The organism is Brevibacterium paucivorans, from assembly GCF_016907735.1.
GTDB classification, from domain to species: Bacteria; Actinomycetota; Actinomycetes; order Actinomycetales; family Brevibacteriaceae; genus Brevibacterium; species Brevibacterium paucivorans.
On sequence record NZ_JAFBCP010000001.1, the window covers coordinates 1002678 to 1019972 of the forward strand.

Annotated in this window: 13 protein-coding genes; 2 read left to right on the forward strand and 11 right to left on the reverse strand. The window is 53.3% G+C overall.

Annotation, left to right across the window (positions count from 1 at the left end):
* Nucleotides 1–15: 15 nt before the first annotated feature.
* Nucleotides 16–1176 (reverse strand): CoA transferase, encoded by a 1161-nt coding sequence (locus JOE56_RS04725; RefSeq protein WP_204515056.1) that lies wholly within the window; start codon nucleotides 1174–1176, stop codon nucleotides 16–18.
* Nucleotides 1177–1462: 286 nt separating this feature from the next.
* Here JOE56_RS04725 and JOE56_RS04730 point away from each other — a divergent pair, with 286 nt between their 5' ends.
* Both JOE56_RS04730 and JOE56_RS04735 read left to right on the forward strand, forming a co-directional pair.
* Complete coding sequence (locus JOE56_RS04730) at nucleotides 1463–2425, forward strand: LysR family transcriptional regulator (protein WP_204515057.1); 963 nt, start codon at nucleotides 1463–1465, stop codon at nucleotides 2423–2425.
* 134 nt (nucleotides 2426–2559) lie between these two features.
* The gene (locus JOE56_RS04735) at nucleotides 2560–3405 is read left to right on the forward strand and encodes an SDR family oxidoreductase (RefSeq protein ID WP_338028623.1); all 846 of its coding nucleotides are present in this window, start codon (nucleotides 2560–2562) and stop codon (nucleotides 3403–3405) included.
* A gap of 4 nt (nucleotides 3406–3409) precedes the next feature.
* On the opposite strand, the gene JOE56_RS04740 is transcribed toward JOE56_RS04735, so the two are convergent.
* From JOE56_RS04740 to JOE56_RS04785, 10 genes are all read right to left on the reverse strand, one after another.
* Entirely contained in the window at nucleotides 3410–5245 is a 1836-nt protein-coding gene (locus JOE56_RS04740) for a hypothetical protein (protein ID WP_204515058.1), read from the reverse strand.
* An 87-nt stretch (nucleotides 5246–5332) separates the two neighbouring features.
* Nucleotides 5333–7222: a hypothetical protein gene (locus JOE56_RS04745; protein ID WP_204515059.1), complete on the reverse strand. Its 1890-nt coding sequence runs from the start codon at nucleotides 7220–7222 to the stop codon at nucleotides 5333–5335.
* A gap of 214 nt (nucleotides 7223–7436) precedes the next feature.
* Complete coding sequence (locus tag JOE56_RS04750) at nucleotides 7437–10043, reverse strand: glycosyltransferase (protein WP_204515060.1); 2607 nt, start codon at nucleotides 10041–10043, stop codon at nucleotides 7437–7439.
* A gap of 3 nt (nucleotides 10044–10046) precedes the next feature.
* Nucleotides 10047–10385 carry a hypothetical protein gene (locus JOE56_RS04755; RefSeq protein WP_204515061.1) on the reverse strand — a complete coding sequence of 113 codons (339 nt, stop codon included), beginning with the start codon at nucleotides 10383–10385 and terminating at the stop codon, nucleotides 10047–10049.
* 5 nt (nucleotides 10386–10390) lie between these two features.
* Nucleotides 10391–11539 (reverse strand): non-hydrolyzing UDP-N-acetylglucosamine 2-epimerase, encoded by a 1149-nt coding sequence (wecB, locus tag JOE56_RS04760; protein WP_204515062.1) that lies wholly within the window; start codon nucleotides 11537–11539, stop codon nucleotides 10391–10393.
* Nucleotides 11540–11591: 52 nt separating this feature from the next.
* On the reverse strand, nucleotides 11592–12566 hold the full coding sequence (locus JOE56_RS04765; RefSeq protein ID WP_204515063.1) for an ABC transporter ATP-binding protein: 975 nt from the start codon (nucleotides 12564–12566) through the stop codon (nucleotides 11592–11594).
* Entirely contained in the window at nucleotides 12547–13422 is an 876-nt protein-coding gene (locus tag JOE56_RS04770) for an ABC transporter permease (RefSeq protein ID WP_204515064.1), read from the reverse strand. Before JOE56_RS04770 ends, JOE56_RS04765 begins: the two co-directional genes overlap by 20 nt.
* Nucleotides 13419–14639, reverse strand: a complete 1221-nt coding sequence (locus JOE56_RS04775; RefSeq protein ID WP_204515065.1) for a glycosyltransferase family 4 protein — start codon at nucleotides 14637–14639, stop codon at nucleotides 13419–13421. The genes JOE56_RS04770 and JOE56_RS04775 overlap by 4 nt, the downstream gene beginning before the upstream one ends.
* A 527-nt stretch (nucleotides 14640–15166) precedes the next feature.
* Nucleotides 15167–16357: a glycosyltransferase family 4 protein gene (locus JOE56_RS04780; RefSeq protein WP_204515066.1), complete on the reverse strand. Its 1191-nt coding sequence runs from the start codon at nucleotides 16355–16357 to the stop codon at nucleotides 15167–15169.
* A gap of 11 nt (nucleotides 16358–16368) precedes the next feature.
* Entirely contained in the window at nucleotides 16369–17127 is a 759-nt protein-coding gene (locus tag JOE56_RS04785; RefSeq protein ID WP_204515067.1) for an MraY family glycosyltransferase, read from the reverse strand.
* Nucleotides 17128–17295: the final 168 nt, after the last annotated feature.

Here is a 17295-nt window from a genome sequence, read left to right on the forward strand (position 1 = left end):
CTTAGCGACTAAATTCTACTCGCGGAGCCACTTCTTGATCTCTTCGGAGTCCTTGCCCAGCCCCGGCGGGTCCATATCGTAGCTCACAGGTGTGGCTGAGAGTGTGATGGGGTTGGCCACCGTCGGCGTTGTTTCCGGAGTGGCTACGGGGTTAAGACCCAGTTTTTCTGCCAGGGCCACGCCCTGCGAAATGTCGTTGATTGGCGCGCACGGCACCCCGGCAGCAGTGAGCAGGTCGTACCACTCCTGCGCGGACTTGCGAGAAAGCGCGTCAATGAGGATGGGTGCTAAGTCGGTGCGGTTGCCGGTACGTCCGGCGTTGGTTGCGAAACGTTCGTCGGAAACGACCTCGGGAATATCCAAAACTCTGCACAGGGACGCGAACTGACGGTCGTTGCCAACAGCCAACAGGAGGTCCCCTTCGCCGGTTGGAAGCGGCAGGTATGGATACAGACTGGGGTGCTCATTGCCCATCCTGGTAGGCACCACTCCCCCAGTGACAAACGCGGCGGACTGGTTCGCCAAGCCGGACAGCGCGGAACTGAGCAGGTTCGTTTCAACGTGCTGGCCTTCGCCGGTTTCTTGCCGGTGGTATAGGGCAGACACGATTCCCAGCGCCGTGTGCAGGCCGGTGATGATGTCGAAGACGGCGAAACCGGCCTTGGTGGGCTCGCCACCGGCGGAATCGGGAGCCCCGGTGATGCTCATGAAACCTGAAAGCCCTTGAATGAGGAGGTCGTAGCCGGGTTGCGGGTTGTTTCCGCCAAATCCGGTGATCGAGGCGTACACCACGGACGGATTGGTTTTAGCGACTGTGTTGTAGTCGAGGCCAAACTTTTTCAAACCGCCGGCCTTGAAGTTCTCGACAACGACGTCGGCGCGGGAGGCAAGTTTTTGGGCAAGAGCGCAGTCGTTTTCGTCTTTGAAGTCCAGGACTACGTCGTGTTTGTTGCGGTTAGTGCCGAGGAAGTAGGTGGCTTCGCCTTCGTGGACGGGTGGGCGCCATCCGCGTGTTTCATCACCCGTGGGGCCCTCAACTTTGATGACAGTTGCGCCCAGGTCTGCCAAAAGCATGGTTGCGTGTGGGCCGGCTAGTACGCGGGAAAAGTCAGCGACGAGAACGCCTGTGAGAGGCCCAGTAGGGGTGCGACCAAACGTGGGGCGTGGCGTAGACACAGTCAACCTCTTCGTTCATTCATAGGTGTGTTCAGTTACGTGTTGACCCCATAATCTCACTCTTGGGTCTTTTGCGCCTTCTTCGACTACACATACCGCAACCATTTCAGTGTTATTCTCAACTAAGTGACTCTCGAGTAACTTTCAGCGACACCTCTTGCTTTAACAAGCCCCCTTGGCGTAGGATCGGAGCGCTGGAAGGCAGTGTATTTACATACACTAGGTTGCATAATACCTTAGCGCCCTAGCTTCGTTTACGCACTCGCCGTTCACCAGAGCACCATTAATGCTCACGCGCTCGCACGCGAGCGCCAAGCCACCTCGCAGAAAGAAGAGTGTCATCGACCTGAACCAGACCCGAGCGTTCCTTGCTGTGGCAGAGGAACTGCATTTCGGTCGCGCCGCGGAACGCCTCGGGATTGCACAACCGCCACTGAGTCGCACAATCAAACAGTTGGAAGACCGCCTGGGGGTTCAGTTATTTAACCGCACCACACGGTTTGTGTCGCTTACCGCAGCGGGGTCGGCGTTGGTGGAACCGGCCAGGGAGATTCTGCGGAGCGTGGAAAAGGCTGAGCGCACGGTTCGCCTAGCAGAAGAAGGCGACATTGGATCCGTCAACCTTGGTTTTACGATGTCCTCTGGTCACACTCACGTATCCCAGCTCATTAGGGCTATGCAGCAACAAGCGCCGGGAATCAAGGTTGAGCTCCACGGCAAGGTGTTCAGCGTGGAGGGGATATCCAGGGTTTTATCCGGAAAGCTGGACATGGCGCTGGTGCATACGGACTCGTTGCCACCGCGACTTGCAGGGCGCGTCATCAGCCTGGACCACTACACCGTGATCACCCCTAAAGATCACCCGCTTACCCAGCTGGACAGGGTGACGGTTGAGGACATCCAGGACTACGAGTTCGTCATGCTGGCGACCCAGGCCGGGGATTTCGCGCGCGAGAACTTCATACACTGGTGTCACGACGCTGGGTTCAAGCCGCGGGTCGCACAAGCTGTCCCCGACTCCATCACCATGGCATACTGCGTCAACGCCGGAGTGGGCATTGCGGTCAACACAACTCCAGCACTGGCTGACGTACCGGACACCTCGCTGGTCGCCACACCCTTGGAAACCGGGCACGAACCCACCCCGCTCGTCTTGGTCTATCACGAAGACAACACATCGCCTGCACTCCGTGAAGTCTTGCGCGTTGCAGAAGAGGCACTCCCCCACGCACAGTTTGAGCTGAAGTAACATCGGTAACGGCGAAAGCTTCAGAAGCCCACGTAACAGCGGAAGTTGCGGGACACCTCGGCGGTCTCATGCGTTTGTGAGGTGTGCGGGGTACGCTGAGGGTGGAAGCCTCACCTAGCCCAAAGGAGTGTGTCGTGCCACAGTCAACAGATACACAGGCGCTGGCCGTTGTTGCGTCGAATGCGAATGTGAGCCGGTCGGAGTCGCCCCAGTCGCGTAGGAAGTTCTACCCGCAACGTTTCACTGGCAAGATTGCTGTGGTGACGGGTGCCTCGCGTGGCATTGGCCTGGGGGTTGCGCAGCGGTTGGCGCGCGAAGGCGCCAAGGTGGTGATTACGGGTCGCAACGCGGATACGCTGGCTGAGGCGACGTCCACGATTGGCGGCCCACTGCAAGTGGTTGGTGTGGCCGGGAAGGCTGATGACCCCGAGCACCGCGAGCAGGTGTTTGCAGTGGCGCGCGAGAAGTTCGGGCCGGTGGATGTGCTGGTGAACAACGTGGGGATCAACCCGGTGTATGGGCCCATGATTGAGATGGATTTGGATGCTGCGCGCAAGATTTTTGAGGTGAATGCGCTGGGCGCGTTGGCGTGGGCGCAGGCGGCGTATGAGTCGGGGATGAAGGACCGAGGTGGTTCCGTCCTGAACCTGTCGTCGGTTGCGGCGGCGCGTCAGCCGGTGGGGATTGGGTTTTACGGTTCGTCGAAGGCGATGGTGGAGCACATTACGCGCCAGCTGGCGATGGAGTTGGGGCCGAAGGTGCGCGTGAACGCGGTGGCCCCGGCCGTGGTGAAGACCAAGTTCGCGGAGAAGTTGTATGAGGGGCGTGAGGACCAGGTGTCCGCTGAGTACCCTATGAAGCGTTTGGGTGAGCCCGAGGACGTCGCCGCTGCCGCTGCTTTCCTCCTGTCGGATGAGGCAAGTTGGATCACCGGCCAGGTACTCACCTTGGATGGTGGCCGCAGCCTGGGTGGCGAGTAGTTAATTAGTTTGACGACCCAGTTGCGCTTGGCTGGGCGCTGGGTTCTGGTTTCTTCTTCCAGACCACCGTGGTGATGGAGCTGGCGGCCACGTCAAAGCGCAGGGTGTTCCCGTTGACTTCTACGGTCGGGGCGTCACTTGCACCGGGAGTGGCCGGCGTAGGTTCTTTACCTTCAGAAGCGTTGTCGTTTTCTGGGCCCGAGTATGGGAGCGCTTTGGGGAGTTTCCGTTGCGGTGTGTGGCGGGCGCGGTCTTGAGTGTTGTTTTCTTTTCCGGCGAGTTGCCCTGCAGTGACGGGTTCGTACCCTTCAGGCATCTTAATGGTTACGGGGTTTCCGCCACTTGATGCAGCGTCGTTGTTGTTGATGATGACCGTGACCGTGGTGTCGCCTTTTGTAGTTGTGTAAGCGCGCATGTTGTCACCGCCGGAGATTTTCGTGTCCACGAAGTCGCCGCCCACGGTGGGACTGATGGTTTGCATGGCGAGGAAGTTGTCACGTGCCCGGAATTGGTATTGCCCATCGTTTGTGTCGGCCCAGGTTTGTGGGTCCAGTCCTGCACCTGCTCCGGCTCCGGATTTGGCTTCTTTCGATGGGTCACACACAGTGCTCATGGGGGCGCCTTTGTCGCATGAGCCCAGCATGGAGTGCATGTTGAGGCGTTGCACGCCCAGGGTTGCTGCGTGGAGTGTGTAGTCAGCAGTCCATAGGGACTTAGAGAATTTCTTGGATGTGTCGTTTGTGCCTGCGCAACTGGTGGGCCCGGTTTCCTCTACCCACAGTGGAGCTTTGGCTTTTTTGGCACGGTCAAGCCCCATTCCCAGGAGTTTGGTAGCTGAGTCGTGAACTTCTTTGGTTGTGAAGTTTTCGGCTTGTGGTCCGCGACCGGGGACTGTGGTCGAGGAGCAGTCGAAGAGTGCGTACCAGTGTTGGGAGATGGCTGCTACGTTGTCTTTGTGATTTGAGTCGTCCATGGCTTGCGTGAACGCGTCCATCCATTGCGTGTCGTAGGCGGCTGGCCCAATGATGGGGGCGTCTGAATGTTTCTCTGTGATTGCGTCGACGTATGCGCGTAGTTGTTTTTTGTAGGCGTCGGTGTTCCAGTTGTCGTCGCGGATTTTCAGGTCACCGGAGTCCACCGTGTATCCGTTTGGTTCGTTACCCACGCTGATGCCTACCAGGTGAGGGCCGAGGATTGTGATGGCGTGGTGGGCCATGTCGGCGCCGCGCTTGGGGTCGTAGTCACCCAGCGGGATGCCGATAGTCACACGTGATTTGGTTTTGTCGACCATTTTCTTGAGACGTTTGAGGTCGTCTGGTGTGACTTTGATTTCTCCTTTGGGTGCTTTTTCGTCTGACGAGGTCCAGAAAAGTGACCGGTCGAGTCTGTTGCCGCCAAACCGTAATCCTGGTTGGCCGAGGTTTTTGAGTAGTTCGTCGAGGTTGCTGTGGTCGGGGTCCCAGCGGGGGTCGGCAAGTTCGGTGGATTCGAAGGAGATGCCGAGGTTGTCGGCGCGCATCTTTCGCTTGTTGGGTTTGTCGCCGACTGTAATGGTGGCGGGTTCGCCGTCGACTGGTTTTGCGAACTCTTGCGAGAATTTGGGCGGGGGCGTTGGTGACGGCGACGATAACTGCGATTCGTTGGTGCCAGGTGTGCCTTCGCCCGAGCACGCCGAGAGCACAACCAAAAAGCACGTCATAAGTACGGCAAGTGCTGTGCGGGGTTTGCTGGTGTTTCTCATCGCTAGCATCGTGGTGCCACCTAGGTCGGGTTTGAGCCAATCATCTGAACGCCACGACTCACTATATGGCACGGTTCCCGCCAGCAAAATCGACGTCACGTGTGACCTGCACGCCCGTTCCGCTTACCCCAGATGGATCATTCTCAACTGCACGTCACTTCGATGAAGCGCTCACAGCTTCAGAACCTAATCGCGCGAATAGTCGAAAATTGTTACTTCTTGATCAATCGCCGTAATTTCAACTTCGCCACGACCGTGCGAGCCTTTAAACGGTGTCAGGTCTTTACATGAAACACGACTAGCCAAGAGCCATGACTGGTGACCGACAAGGTCCCGCAACGATTTCAGACGAACTGAAATGAGGTCACCCTTTGACAGCCCTAAAAAGCGAAGTGCAACGGGAGCAGCCGTCCTCGCACAGTCGTCCTCACACACAACTGCACCGTTCAACAACACTTGCCACTGCGCATATCCCATTGCGTTGGGGTTCTGGTAGCTACTGTGGACGGTAAAGGATACCCCTCCGGCACGTTCAGCGACATATAGATCTGCAGTCACCATCGCGTTCTTTTCCATCGCAAAGTTCTCAAACGACAAAACCGGTGATTCTACGTTAGTCGTTTCTTCTATTTCACGTGATGCGAACGACAAGTTCTTCAGCAGTGCCCGGCCCTTTAGCGCGACACTCTCACGACGCTGGTTGAAGATTGAGTCATCATCATTCACAGGAAGGAGTGTTAGTTCTGGCATGTTTCGATCGATGAGATCATAAATTGCTAACGCTTCTTCGCGTTCATAAATCGGGTAGGAAAGAAGAAGCTCAATTATGTCCCTCATTCCCAATGGCACTATCGTTTCGTAAAGGATGTCTTGCTCGTTCATGATCTCGCTGTGCCATTTACCCATGCGTAATTCCCAATATGCGAGGTCATCTGGCATGAAGCCGTGCAACACGGCCCCATAACCCATCTCTTTCGCCTGCGCGACATCACTGGCGGTAGTAAGGCCCATATATTTTTTCAGTGCCGCAAAATTGGCGTGCGATTCCTTCCAGTAGCGACGCACGATCTCAACTCCGGTGCCCCGGAGATGAATCCAATCGGGTTCTTCGAACAGGTTACGCATGCGCGCAAGCAGCTTGCGCCCATGACTCTTGAAAGAGTTAATTTTTGCGAGCTTTAATAGTCGAGGATCGTCCGGGGTTGTATCTGTCAAATCAACAAACCAATGTTCCTTGGAGTCGATATATGGCAACATCTCAGCAACCCGACTGTAATCCAGGTACATCGATTGAGAATACGCAGAGGCGCCCGCACGGGGGTTTCCGTAAGTAATAGTGGAAATGTCCTGGCGGTGGTCCTTAAGCATTGCCAATACAAAACGACTGTCCAGTCCTGCGGTGATGGATAGGACGACATTTTTCCATCGATTCAATAACTCACGATGTGCATTGCCCCAAAGTTCTTGAACTTTATCCAGCTTTTCTTCCGGCGACCAGTCCAGATATCGATTAATCGCGCGCGGGAAAAACCGTTCAACTTCCAGTGTATTGAGGTTTAAACGAAAGTTTGGCAGTAACTGCCATACTTGATCAAAGATCGTGTAATCCAGCCGATACCGGGTTTCTTTCGCACCATGTATCGCCTCACGTTTAGCCTTCTGGGATACCAAACGTGCGTGTGATCCAACTAGCCCTGAATCACGGTCGTAGTAAACACTCCGTAAACCTAACGCGTCGTGGTAAAGCCACGTCTCGCCTTCCCTCCTCGCAATCACCATGTAGCGCCCGAGCAAGGTACCTAGAGAGCGTTCGAATTTTTCATAACTAATCGCTAGACTCTCGGCAAGTTTTGACGCGACATCGTCACTGGAAACACCTGTACCGTCAAAAAACTGCCCACGGATGAGTACCATCACGTCAGCACCAGCAGTCGCACGACTTGTCGGAGTGAAATCATCGGACCAAAGCGTCCACCCGTCCCACAAAGGGGTTTCTACGAAGTGCGCAACTGAGGACGTATCGTCGCGCGTCAGCATAAATCCTTTTGAGAACGCAATGTCCCTGAAATCGTTCATCGTTTGCCTTCTATTGCGAATTGGTTCATAACGGCCTCCTCAAAACGCGCCACTTAGCGGATACAGTACTGCAGTTTCGGTATGAACACGGACACCTTGCCGAGCACCGATACAAAAACAGCACTAGATCAACAACATAGGACGCTGCTGAACCGCACAAATCGTCGGTTGTTACCGTTTCCCGCGCGACCCGCGAACCCTTTTTGCTTGAGTCTCACGTTACTTGTAGGAGGTCGTCCAGCTCTGGGTGATTGCCGTAAAAGCCAACCAGCTGACGAATGGTGGATTTACACTCTTCACGCTCATCCATCGCGACATTCCGCAGTTTATCGACGTACCATCCTTTAACGAATGGCATGAGCCTTACCGAGTTGTAAGAGTCCAACAGGCCAACTTCACTTAGCCATGTGGCACGGTCCTGCTCAAGAGCAATGTACTTCTTGTAGAACTTTGGCCCAACTTGGTTGACTGTGGAGTTTGAAACCGCCGCATAATACGTGTGGATTGGCGTTTCGGTAACCGCAATTCTCTTTGCATAGAACAACATTTGTTGGAAAAAGTACGAGTCTTGGCCAACCGCACCAACCGGTTGCACCAGGTTCAGCGACTTTAGCCACTCCGCGTCAGCAACGAGAGCTTGAATGGACATTGGCTGGAACTTGATCTTGGTAAGAATGTCCTCGGGAACATCGGCACCGTCATATGCTCTTGAACCGAGCGCTTTTCGAAGAATTCCTGAGTTATTGATGATAAGACGACGGTGCTTGAGCTTCACCATATTTCCAATAGCAAAGTTCACGCCTGTCTCTTCAATCATTTTAAGCAATTCTGCGAAGCCATCGGAAATGGCTTCATTATCTGGATCCAAATACGTAATAAACTTTGTGTCGCAAAGTTCCAGTCCCGTATTTCGTGGCCGTGAAGCGCTACCTGAACCACCGATTTCGTGATAGAACGCTTCGACATTCGGATAGCCTGCTACTAACCCCTGAACGATCTGCCGGGTCTCAAAGTCTGTTGAACCGTCATCGACCAAGAGAACTTTCATCTTGTTAAAGATGCTGGAGCGACGCAAAGAGTCAAAGCACTTGTAATACAAGTGGCGGCCATTGTTGTAAATGGGCACAACCACTGTGAGATCGTACTCACCTACTGCAATCTTCGGCTGCACAGAACGATCACGAGAAGCAACAAGCTGATTCGCAGGAACCGCTAGGACACCGGGATCGCTTGTGGAAACCCCGTGGACTTCAGCGTATTCACCCGCTTTAACACGGTGCTCCCCTTCAGGCACCATCTCGTAGGTGCCTTCGTATTTGTCCTGACTCACAACCGTTTTAGCAGATGAGTACTTAAAACCATTGACTAAATCATCGACGAAATGAGGGTCGTGTTCTTTACTCGCGTCAACATGAAGCGTCACATATCTACCTTCAGCTTCGTGAGATGTCATCTCGGCGCTTTGTTTCAACGTCAGTCGGGTCTTCTGCTCAGCAACGAAATTGGCGTACTCATCACTGTTCAAACCTGCTACGAAAACCTGGGGCTCATTCACTGGTACGTCAAAACCGCAGAATTCGAGCATTGCACGAACACGGTCGAAATTCGTATTGTCAGTAAACGCGTTTCGCACTCCATCAACCTGTGCTTTGCGTATGTCTTCAAGCGATAGGCTCTCTAGCCACTGAACCATGTCAATTTCACGGTCAGGCATAAACACATTTGGAAATTGTGTATTAACACCAGCGCTATAGTTTGAGACGATGCAGGTTCCCATAGCTTGTAACTCGATCACACGATTTGCAAACATCGTCTGGCTTGCATGCACCGAGTTCAGGTTTATTGAGACAGGTAGAAGCCGCTGGACAGCCAAAAGCTCATCGTGCGAAATCGAACCGTGCAGGTGTTGGAGATACTTCTCCGGATACAGATATTTTTCGGCGCCGATTTCCAAGTTGCGATCCACGATCCACAACGGGTATCCCGCTTTGAGAACTCCATCGAAAATCAACTCACCGGCTCGTCGTCGAGCTTGATATTTCTTCCGATGCCACGAACCGCCAAAGACAAATTCCGTCAAGTCACTTCGCATTGACCCTAAAGGGTTGTGATGAGAGAAGTTAACGCTAAACGGTAAAGCCGACACAGGCGTAGCCTCATTTGTCAGTTGTTGGTACTTATGAACTACCTCGATCGCAGATGTGAAGATGAAGTCAACTGATTTAGCGAGACCAGCAAAGACATCAAAGTTGGGGGGATCTTCTTTCGAGTAGAAAGCGACAGGGACACCGTTCTGCTTCGCTAAGGGAACAATCTTCTGGGTAACTAACCATCGCTTTCCGCTCGACGCAATTGAAAGCCCAAACCACTCATGGTCCAAACCTCTCCACGCAGACGTCACTAGCAACAAGTCAAGCTCAGGAATTGCCTCTTCGTAGTTTTCCGGTGTGATCGGAATGAAATGAGCCGCACCCTCAAAACTCTTGAATAGAAAGGTGTCAGCGATAATCCCAATCCGAAAGTTCAGCGGTTCGAACCACGACTGCTTCGAAACGTTCGGAAGCGAATCAGCCGTCGCAATTAACTCTCGTATGCGCTCTTCGTTCGAGGCGCGAAAGTACTCGTACCGTTCAAGGTATTCATCAGCCGATTCGACTGGGAACAGAAACGGGTGTTTCCCCAGCAACGCGTCTTCGTAGTAAACGCTTTCCTGCACACTCTTGGAATACGCGTTAACGACGGAACGTCGTGCCTTCACATCAGCAATCTGCTGATTCAGGTCTTTCGTTTTTGCTTCTACGGTCTTAGCGTCAAAAGCCATCAGCTATTTCCTCTTTTTAAACTTCTCTTTGAGCTGCGTTCGAAGCTTCCAATATTTAACTTGGGCCGAAGCAAGCTTTGAACTGGCGAGATTCTTGTACCGTTGTTGCAAGTTTGCATTCGTGCGCTTGAGGCGCTCAATCTGCTGTTCTCTGCGAAGCAAGGACTTCATCAACAGCTTTTCACGCTCGAGTTGGCTGATGTACGAGTTGGCTAACGAGTCGTGCTCTTTCGCCAAATGCGCGATAACTTTACGGGAGTTTTCAAGACATACTTGTAACTGCTCGTCGCTCGCATAAATTTCTGACGCTTGAGTTCCTGGGGTCACAGCAAAGCTCTCCATACTATTCAGGCAAAATCGGGCATGCGCGAACCAATGTTAAACATGTGCTTGATTGCCGCCACTGACCGTTGCGCCGCTTTGCCGTCACCATAAGGATTCACGGCCTGCGCCATGCTGGCGTAATGCGCTTCGTCGTCAAGCAATTTAGTCACTGCATTGACAATCTGTTCACGCTCCGTCCCAACAAGCTCAACGGTTCCTGCGTCCACGGCTTCGGGACGCTCGGTGTTCTCCCGCATCACCAGAACCGGCTTTGCGAGGCTCGGCGCTTCTTCTTGGATTCCGCCCGAGTCTGTCAGAACTATGTCAGACGCATTCATCACTGTCGTAAACGCGCCATACGAAACCGGTTCCGTGACCAAGACGTTCGGACAACGCATGACTCGTGGGAGCACAGCTTCCCGTACAAGCGGGTTCTTGTGTGCTGGTAGCAAATAGGTGACGTCTGGCCTGTTTGTTGCCAGTTCATTGAGCGCATCCCCGATGTTCTCCATTGAGCGGCCCAAGTTTTCACGACGGTGCGTTGTCACTAACACTTTTGGCCCGGTTGCTGCGAGATAGTCGCGAGTTGCTTGGTCCTCAGGTTCGACCTGAAGATCCACTGCCAATTGCAATGCGTCAATCACAGTGTTTCCGGTTACAGCAATTGCGTTTGAGTCTATTCCGTCATTCTCAAGGTTTGCGCGCGACCTTCCGGTGGGCGCCAAATGCAATGAAGCGATTTGACCCGTCAGTTTTCGGTTCGCTTCTTCGGGAAACGGGTTGAAGAGATTTCCTGAGCGCAAACCCGCTTCAAGATGGATGACCGGGATTGAACGGTTAAAAGCGGCAATTGCAGATGCCATCACCGTGGTCGTGTCCCCTTGAACCACAATTGCGTCGGGAGCCAAGTCGACAAGCTCTTTATCGACTCCTTGGATCACCCGCGCCGTAATCTGGTTGAGCGACTGTCCTTTAGCCATGATGTTCAAGTCACGGTCTGGCTGGATACCAAAAAGCTCGTTTACTTGATCCAGCATTTCCCGGTGCTGCGCTGTAACTAGCACCACCGATTCCAGTGCCGAGTCTGCTTCAATCTCTTTGATCAAGGGGGCCATCTTGATTGCTTCAGGGCGAGTTCCATAAATGGACAAAATGCGAGGTGACGAGCTCATCGGGAAGTAGACTCCTTACGAATACGGAATTTCATTCAAAGTTTAACAGCCATTAGGTTTGAAAATTTGAATGCCTTGGGGGCGCAATAACGCGATTGGCGTGACGTGGAGCCATTTTGCGTAGCTTTGACAAGTCTTCGGTAATCTCCACCAATTGTTCTCGACCCTGTTCGCGCGCGTCCGCAAGCAATTTTTTTGCGATGTCCGCCTTCCCTTTGGCTTCGTTCCATGCCCACCATCGATACGCCTCTGCAACATCTTCAGCAGAGCCGTCGCGAATGAAATCACCCTTATGCAACCAAATCGCACGGGTACACATCTCCTGAATCGTTTTCGCAGCGTGACTCACGAGGAAAACCGTTCCCGCATCGTCGAGCATACTCTTGGTAGCTTCTTTGCTTCGTTCATAGAAGGTTGCGTCACCTGTCGATAAGGCTTCGTCAATAAGCATGATCGAAGGTCTCGCTGCGACCGCAATTGCAAAACGCAAACGCGCGCCCATACCGGATGAGTATGTACCCATTGGTCGCCGAATAGCTTCACCCAGGGCCGAAAGTTCCACAATCTCGTCGACACGTGATTCAGCTTCCTCAGGAGTCATGCCCATTGCAAGACAGCCAAGCCGGATGTTTGCCAGGCCAGAAAGGTGAGGGTGAAGCGCAGCGCTCACACCCAATAGCATCGGTTGTTTACTGGCCAGGATTCGACCTGAGTCCGGTTGTTCGACACCTGCGATGAGTCGCAAAAGTGTTGATTTGCCTGACCCGTTTGAGCCAACAACGCCTACAAATTCTCCCGATCTTGCGACAAAATTAATGTTTCTAAGCGCTTGGACCTTTTCGCGTCTGAACGCTGCGGTAAGAGCCCCCGCCAAACCAGGACGCTGAGACGTAGCCCGCACACTGTAGCTCATGCTGATGTTTGCAACAGCTACCGTAATGTCGCCCGTATGAGCGGCGAGCTTACCCGTATCGTTCCATGCAGTCCGGTCAGAAAGTACTGCGTCGTCAATCTCTTGTGAGCCCATACGTACTTTCCCCCTGGTAGAAAAACAGGAATCCGAATACAAAAAACAACAGAGCCCAGCCCGCGCAGTTCAGCCACATCCATACTGGAGTGTCAACACCGTAGAGAAGGCTATTACGCACCAGCATTAGATACCCATACATGGGATTGGCTTTCATGACTGAAGACATCACCTCGTGCGTGACAAATCGGTCAATCGAAAAGAACACTCCTGAGGCGTAGAGCCAAAATCGAGTCAAGATAGAAATCAAGTGGGACAAATCAGGGATGATGTGGCACAGCCGAGCAGCCGCGAATCCGATCCCCAGTGAAAACATGACCTGGAGCATGAAGGCGGGGATTATGTAAATCACGCGCCAAGTCAGGTTCTCTGATGGCGGAAGAGCCAGAATCATTAGCATCATGACGACGACGGACGGCACGAAGTTCATGATTTCTCTGACAACGACCGAAATCGGGATTGACGCGCGAGGAAATGTGAATGCCTTAATCATGGCTTGATTAGCCTTCACACTGCCAGCGCATGTTGTCAACACTCGCGTTGTAAATCCAAAAAAGAAAACTCCAATGAGCAAGTAGCCCAGGAAATTCTCGATACCACGCGAAGTTTGTAGGATAACTCCGAAGATGACAAAGAAAGCCAGCGCGTTCAGAATCGGCTGGATGACCATCCAAGCGATTCCTAGATAGTTTCGCTGATTACCGCCTATAACTTTGGCGCGCGATTCCGCAATGATGAAGTGGCGTCTATGCCATATCTGACGAAAGTAGGCATTGAGCGGGACGCGAGCGTTCACCTGTCCAAGCGACCAGGCTGGAACCTCTATTGTTTCTAATTCACTTGATTTCGACTTCATTTCAACTTGTCCAGTTCCAGTTCGGACGACAATGCTTGGTACGTTGCCACAATATGTTCAACGCGCTTTGACCAACTCGCCACTTGTTCTACCCATTCCCGACCGCGCGCGGAAAGCGCGCACCGCAAATTACCGTCACGTTGCAATTCCGTGATCGCTTCTGCCCATGCCTTAGCGTCTCCGGGCTTAGCTGTCATTCTTGCTTCTGATGGCAACGCCTCTGCTAAACCAGGAACTTCCGATAATAGTACGGGCCGGCCGAGTCCGGCGGCTTCAACAGGTTTCAAAGGCGTAACTAAGCGACATACCGGGTCGTCTCTACGAGGGATACAGTACAAATCGAGTGCTTGGACAAACTCATGCGCTAACGTTTGAGGTACTCGTCCTGGAAACACTGCCGGAACGTCGTAAAGACGAGCCATCTCCTTGAGCGCGGGCATGGCAACTCCGTCTCCCACTAAAAGCAGACGTACATCTTCTCCTTTTGTGCGCAAAAGAGAGATTGCCTCGATGAGTGTGTCGAAACCTTCATAATCAACGATAGATGCAGCGGCGCCTACCCAAAAGCCCTTCTGGGGAATACCAAGAGTTTCACGCACCTCATGAGGCGACCGCGACGTTTGAGCGTTCAATATACCTTCACCAACACCGTTAGGAACGACGCTTATACGTTCGCTGGGCACACCTCGGGCTATCAATGACTCTGCCATAGTCGCGCCCAACGTAACTACGTGATCGGCTGACTTCGCCATAAGAGTTTCCATCTGTCTAAAGCGAACGTACTTCTCTGACTTAATTGCCGTGCCAAAGCCTTCTGGGTGAGCCGAAGCCCATGTATCTTCAAGCATTCCGCGGACTTCGTAAACCCACGGAATGCCAAGTGTTTCCGCTGCCTTACGAGCTACTAGACCATTCACGAAGTGCGTTGTTGTGTGCAGAATCTTCGCGTCAGTAGCTCTGAGAAACTCCAAAAGGTACGTCAGCTGTTGGTCCAGCCTGGCTGACGGTGTCCGTTCCAGTCGCGTCGGGAGGTGACGAACATAATCGACCCCGTCAACGGTTTGCACGGGACCAGGGCACCACTTCCCCACCAACGTGGGATACCCGGTTCGAGTCAAAGCGGCAACTGATAAACCGGAGTTTTGAACACCTTTAAGTACTTCGTGGGTACGAATTGTGTAACCCGACTGCGTATAAGGGAGGGAATTGTTGACCATATAAGCAACATCGACGTTACGGTCCGCGCCAGTGGCTACACTTACAGATTTACCAACAGTTGGCGCCCATTCTCCCGAATACAGTCGCAATTCAGAGGCAAGACGTCGTTTTAGCTGACTTCGTCGTGGAGCACGCTCGACAGCTCTTGTCATGTGCCCGGAGTACCACAGAGCTCTCGCCTCGATTTTGTGTCGACGTGACGTGTTCCGCACGCTTGTTGCTAGTCGTATTGCAGATTCTGGTTGCCCCAAGTGGAGAGCAAGTTCACCTAGCACACCTGCCGATATCCCTCGTGGGCTTGACTCCTCAATGATGTTGATTGCTTCGCGGTTCTTTCCCAAACACCAGGCGCCAATAGCCCGCGCCGTGTGAGCCGGAAGCTTACTCATAGTCGCTCCAACAATCCGCACAGTACGCCCAGGAAACCTGCGGACCACCTGCATCCCAAAAAAGACTGGGTCAGTGGCAACGTGGTCTGCCACCACTAAAGAGAGACCAATAACCTGTTTCAACCCGAACGTGATACTCATTGCGTCACCTCGAACAGTACACGTTCTAGACGTCTCCCTGCACTCTCCGGCGAAGCGTTCTCTGAAACCCACTTCTGAGTGTGGCCGATGTTGTTACCCAATTCCTGCTTTTCAGCTAAGGCATTGAGCAACGCTTTTAACACTTGTGAATTACCGGGCGTTGAAATGTCACCTGCTTGGGAGTTCGCAACAATTGAAGCTGCCTCGCCACCCAAAACCCCAGTGACATGCTTCCCTCGCGCCATGACTCCGTACAGTTTTGAAGGAACGGTCATCTCAAAGGCCTGCAATGGCGCAAGGGTAACGAGACCAGAGTCGGCCCAGTTCCAATGTTCTTCTAACTGCTCCCCCACTGTTTGCGGGTAGAACTGGATGTTCATGGCTCCTGCTGCTTGTTTCTTCAACTGCTCCTTCGCAGCTCCGTCACCCACGACACGCAACGTCACGTGCGGAGTGTCTCGCACTGCGTCGACGACGTGTTCAAGCCCTTGCGACCTCCCCACCGTCCCCACGTACAAAAGGTTCAGAGCGCCTTTCTTTTTTGGACGTGAAGGTGAAGGGCGTGGTTCAGCCACGTTACGAATGAGGTGAACGTTGTTCATTCCACGTTCCTCGGATACCCGTTTGAATGCCTTTGTGGTAACGATTACTGCATCCGCTTGTTTTTGCGCGCGGATCAAAAGCTGGGGGATAAGTTTTCGTTCCAAAACACTCGATATCGGTTTGGGCAACAAGCTCTTGGTCGCGCCCTCGACCAACCGGGTTTGCCATATGAGATCCGGCCATGCGTCACGCACTTCCGCAATGTGTGGCACGCCTAGAATTCGTGATGCCAGCTCCCCTGCAAAGAGCATAGGCAACCCGGGGGTCGTCGATATGACAACATCGGGTTTGCGTCTGCACATATACGTTGTCGCGAATGCCTCTGCCAAGCTGGAGATTGCTTGGTCCAGCATCTGCACTACCATCGAGCCAGAGTACGGGACGTATGGTACATGCAAAACTCGTTCACCATGCTTGCCTGACTCCCACACCCACACCTTGTCCTGGGTAAACCGGCGTCCCAAGGGGTAGTGCGGAACAGGAGCACACACCGCAACTTCATGACCACGTTTGATGAGTAATTCCACCAGGTAGTTCCAGCGTTTTTGTGGGGCTCCTACCTCGGGCTGGTAGTAGTGCGTCATCAACAACACTCTCAAGGCTGCACTCGCTTCTGTCGCGCGGTGTTCACAATGTGCGGGAGCGCCGCGTACCCGACTGATACCAATCCCCAGACCATAATTACAAGCAACCTACTTGCAGTGAATGTCACCACACAACAAGCTATGACCGTGGCGGCAAAAATTGCGCCTACCGCTTCGTGGCTCACACCAGCTTGGTTGAGTCGCTGATAGTAATGCTTTCTATGGGGTTGAAAAATGTTCTCGCCGGCGTAAACCCTTTTCACAATCGTGACCAGAACATCAAACAACGGTATGACAAATGGAGCGGCAATCATCATGCGCGAGGCGCCACTGATCCATAAAAGCCAGAATAACGCGATTGCTATGCCACCAATTGCGTAACTGCCTACATCGCCTAGAAACGCGCGCGCAGGGGACTTATTGATAGGGAGGAAAGCTACGGTAGCTCCAGCTAGTGATGTTGCGACCCCCGCAAGCAAAGTTTGACCTGCGCTAACCGCAATGACTGCATACCACAACCCAATCAGCGCCGCCCATCCCGTGATGAGCGTATTCACGCCGTCCATAAAGTTAATTGCGTTCACGGAAAGCACGACGGACGCGGCTATTGCGAATACAACAGACCACCCCCATGGTGAAAGGAGGAACACCAGGAAACCAAAAATTAGGCCCAATACGATTTGAAAGAACAAACGCGTCGTTGCCGAAAATGAATCCAAATCATCAGCTAGCCCAACCGCCCCACAAACAACAGCAGCCGCAAGTGCCATGCTTGCAACTACCCATCCGTGCCCGAGCGGTTCGTCGAAAAACGTATGCACAACTACCGAAGTAACACCGCCAACCAAGTACCCCGCGATGACACCAATTCCGCCACCGCGGACCACAGAGGTGTCGTGAGACGACCGTGCAGTGGGGTGATCAAGGACTGCGTGCCG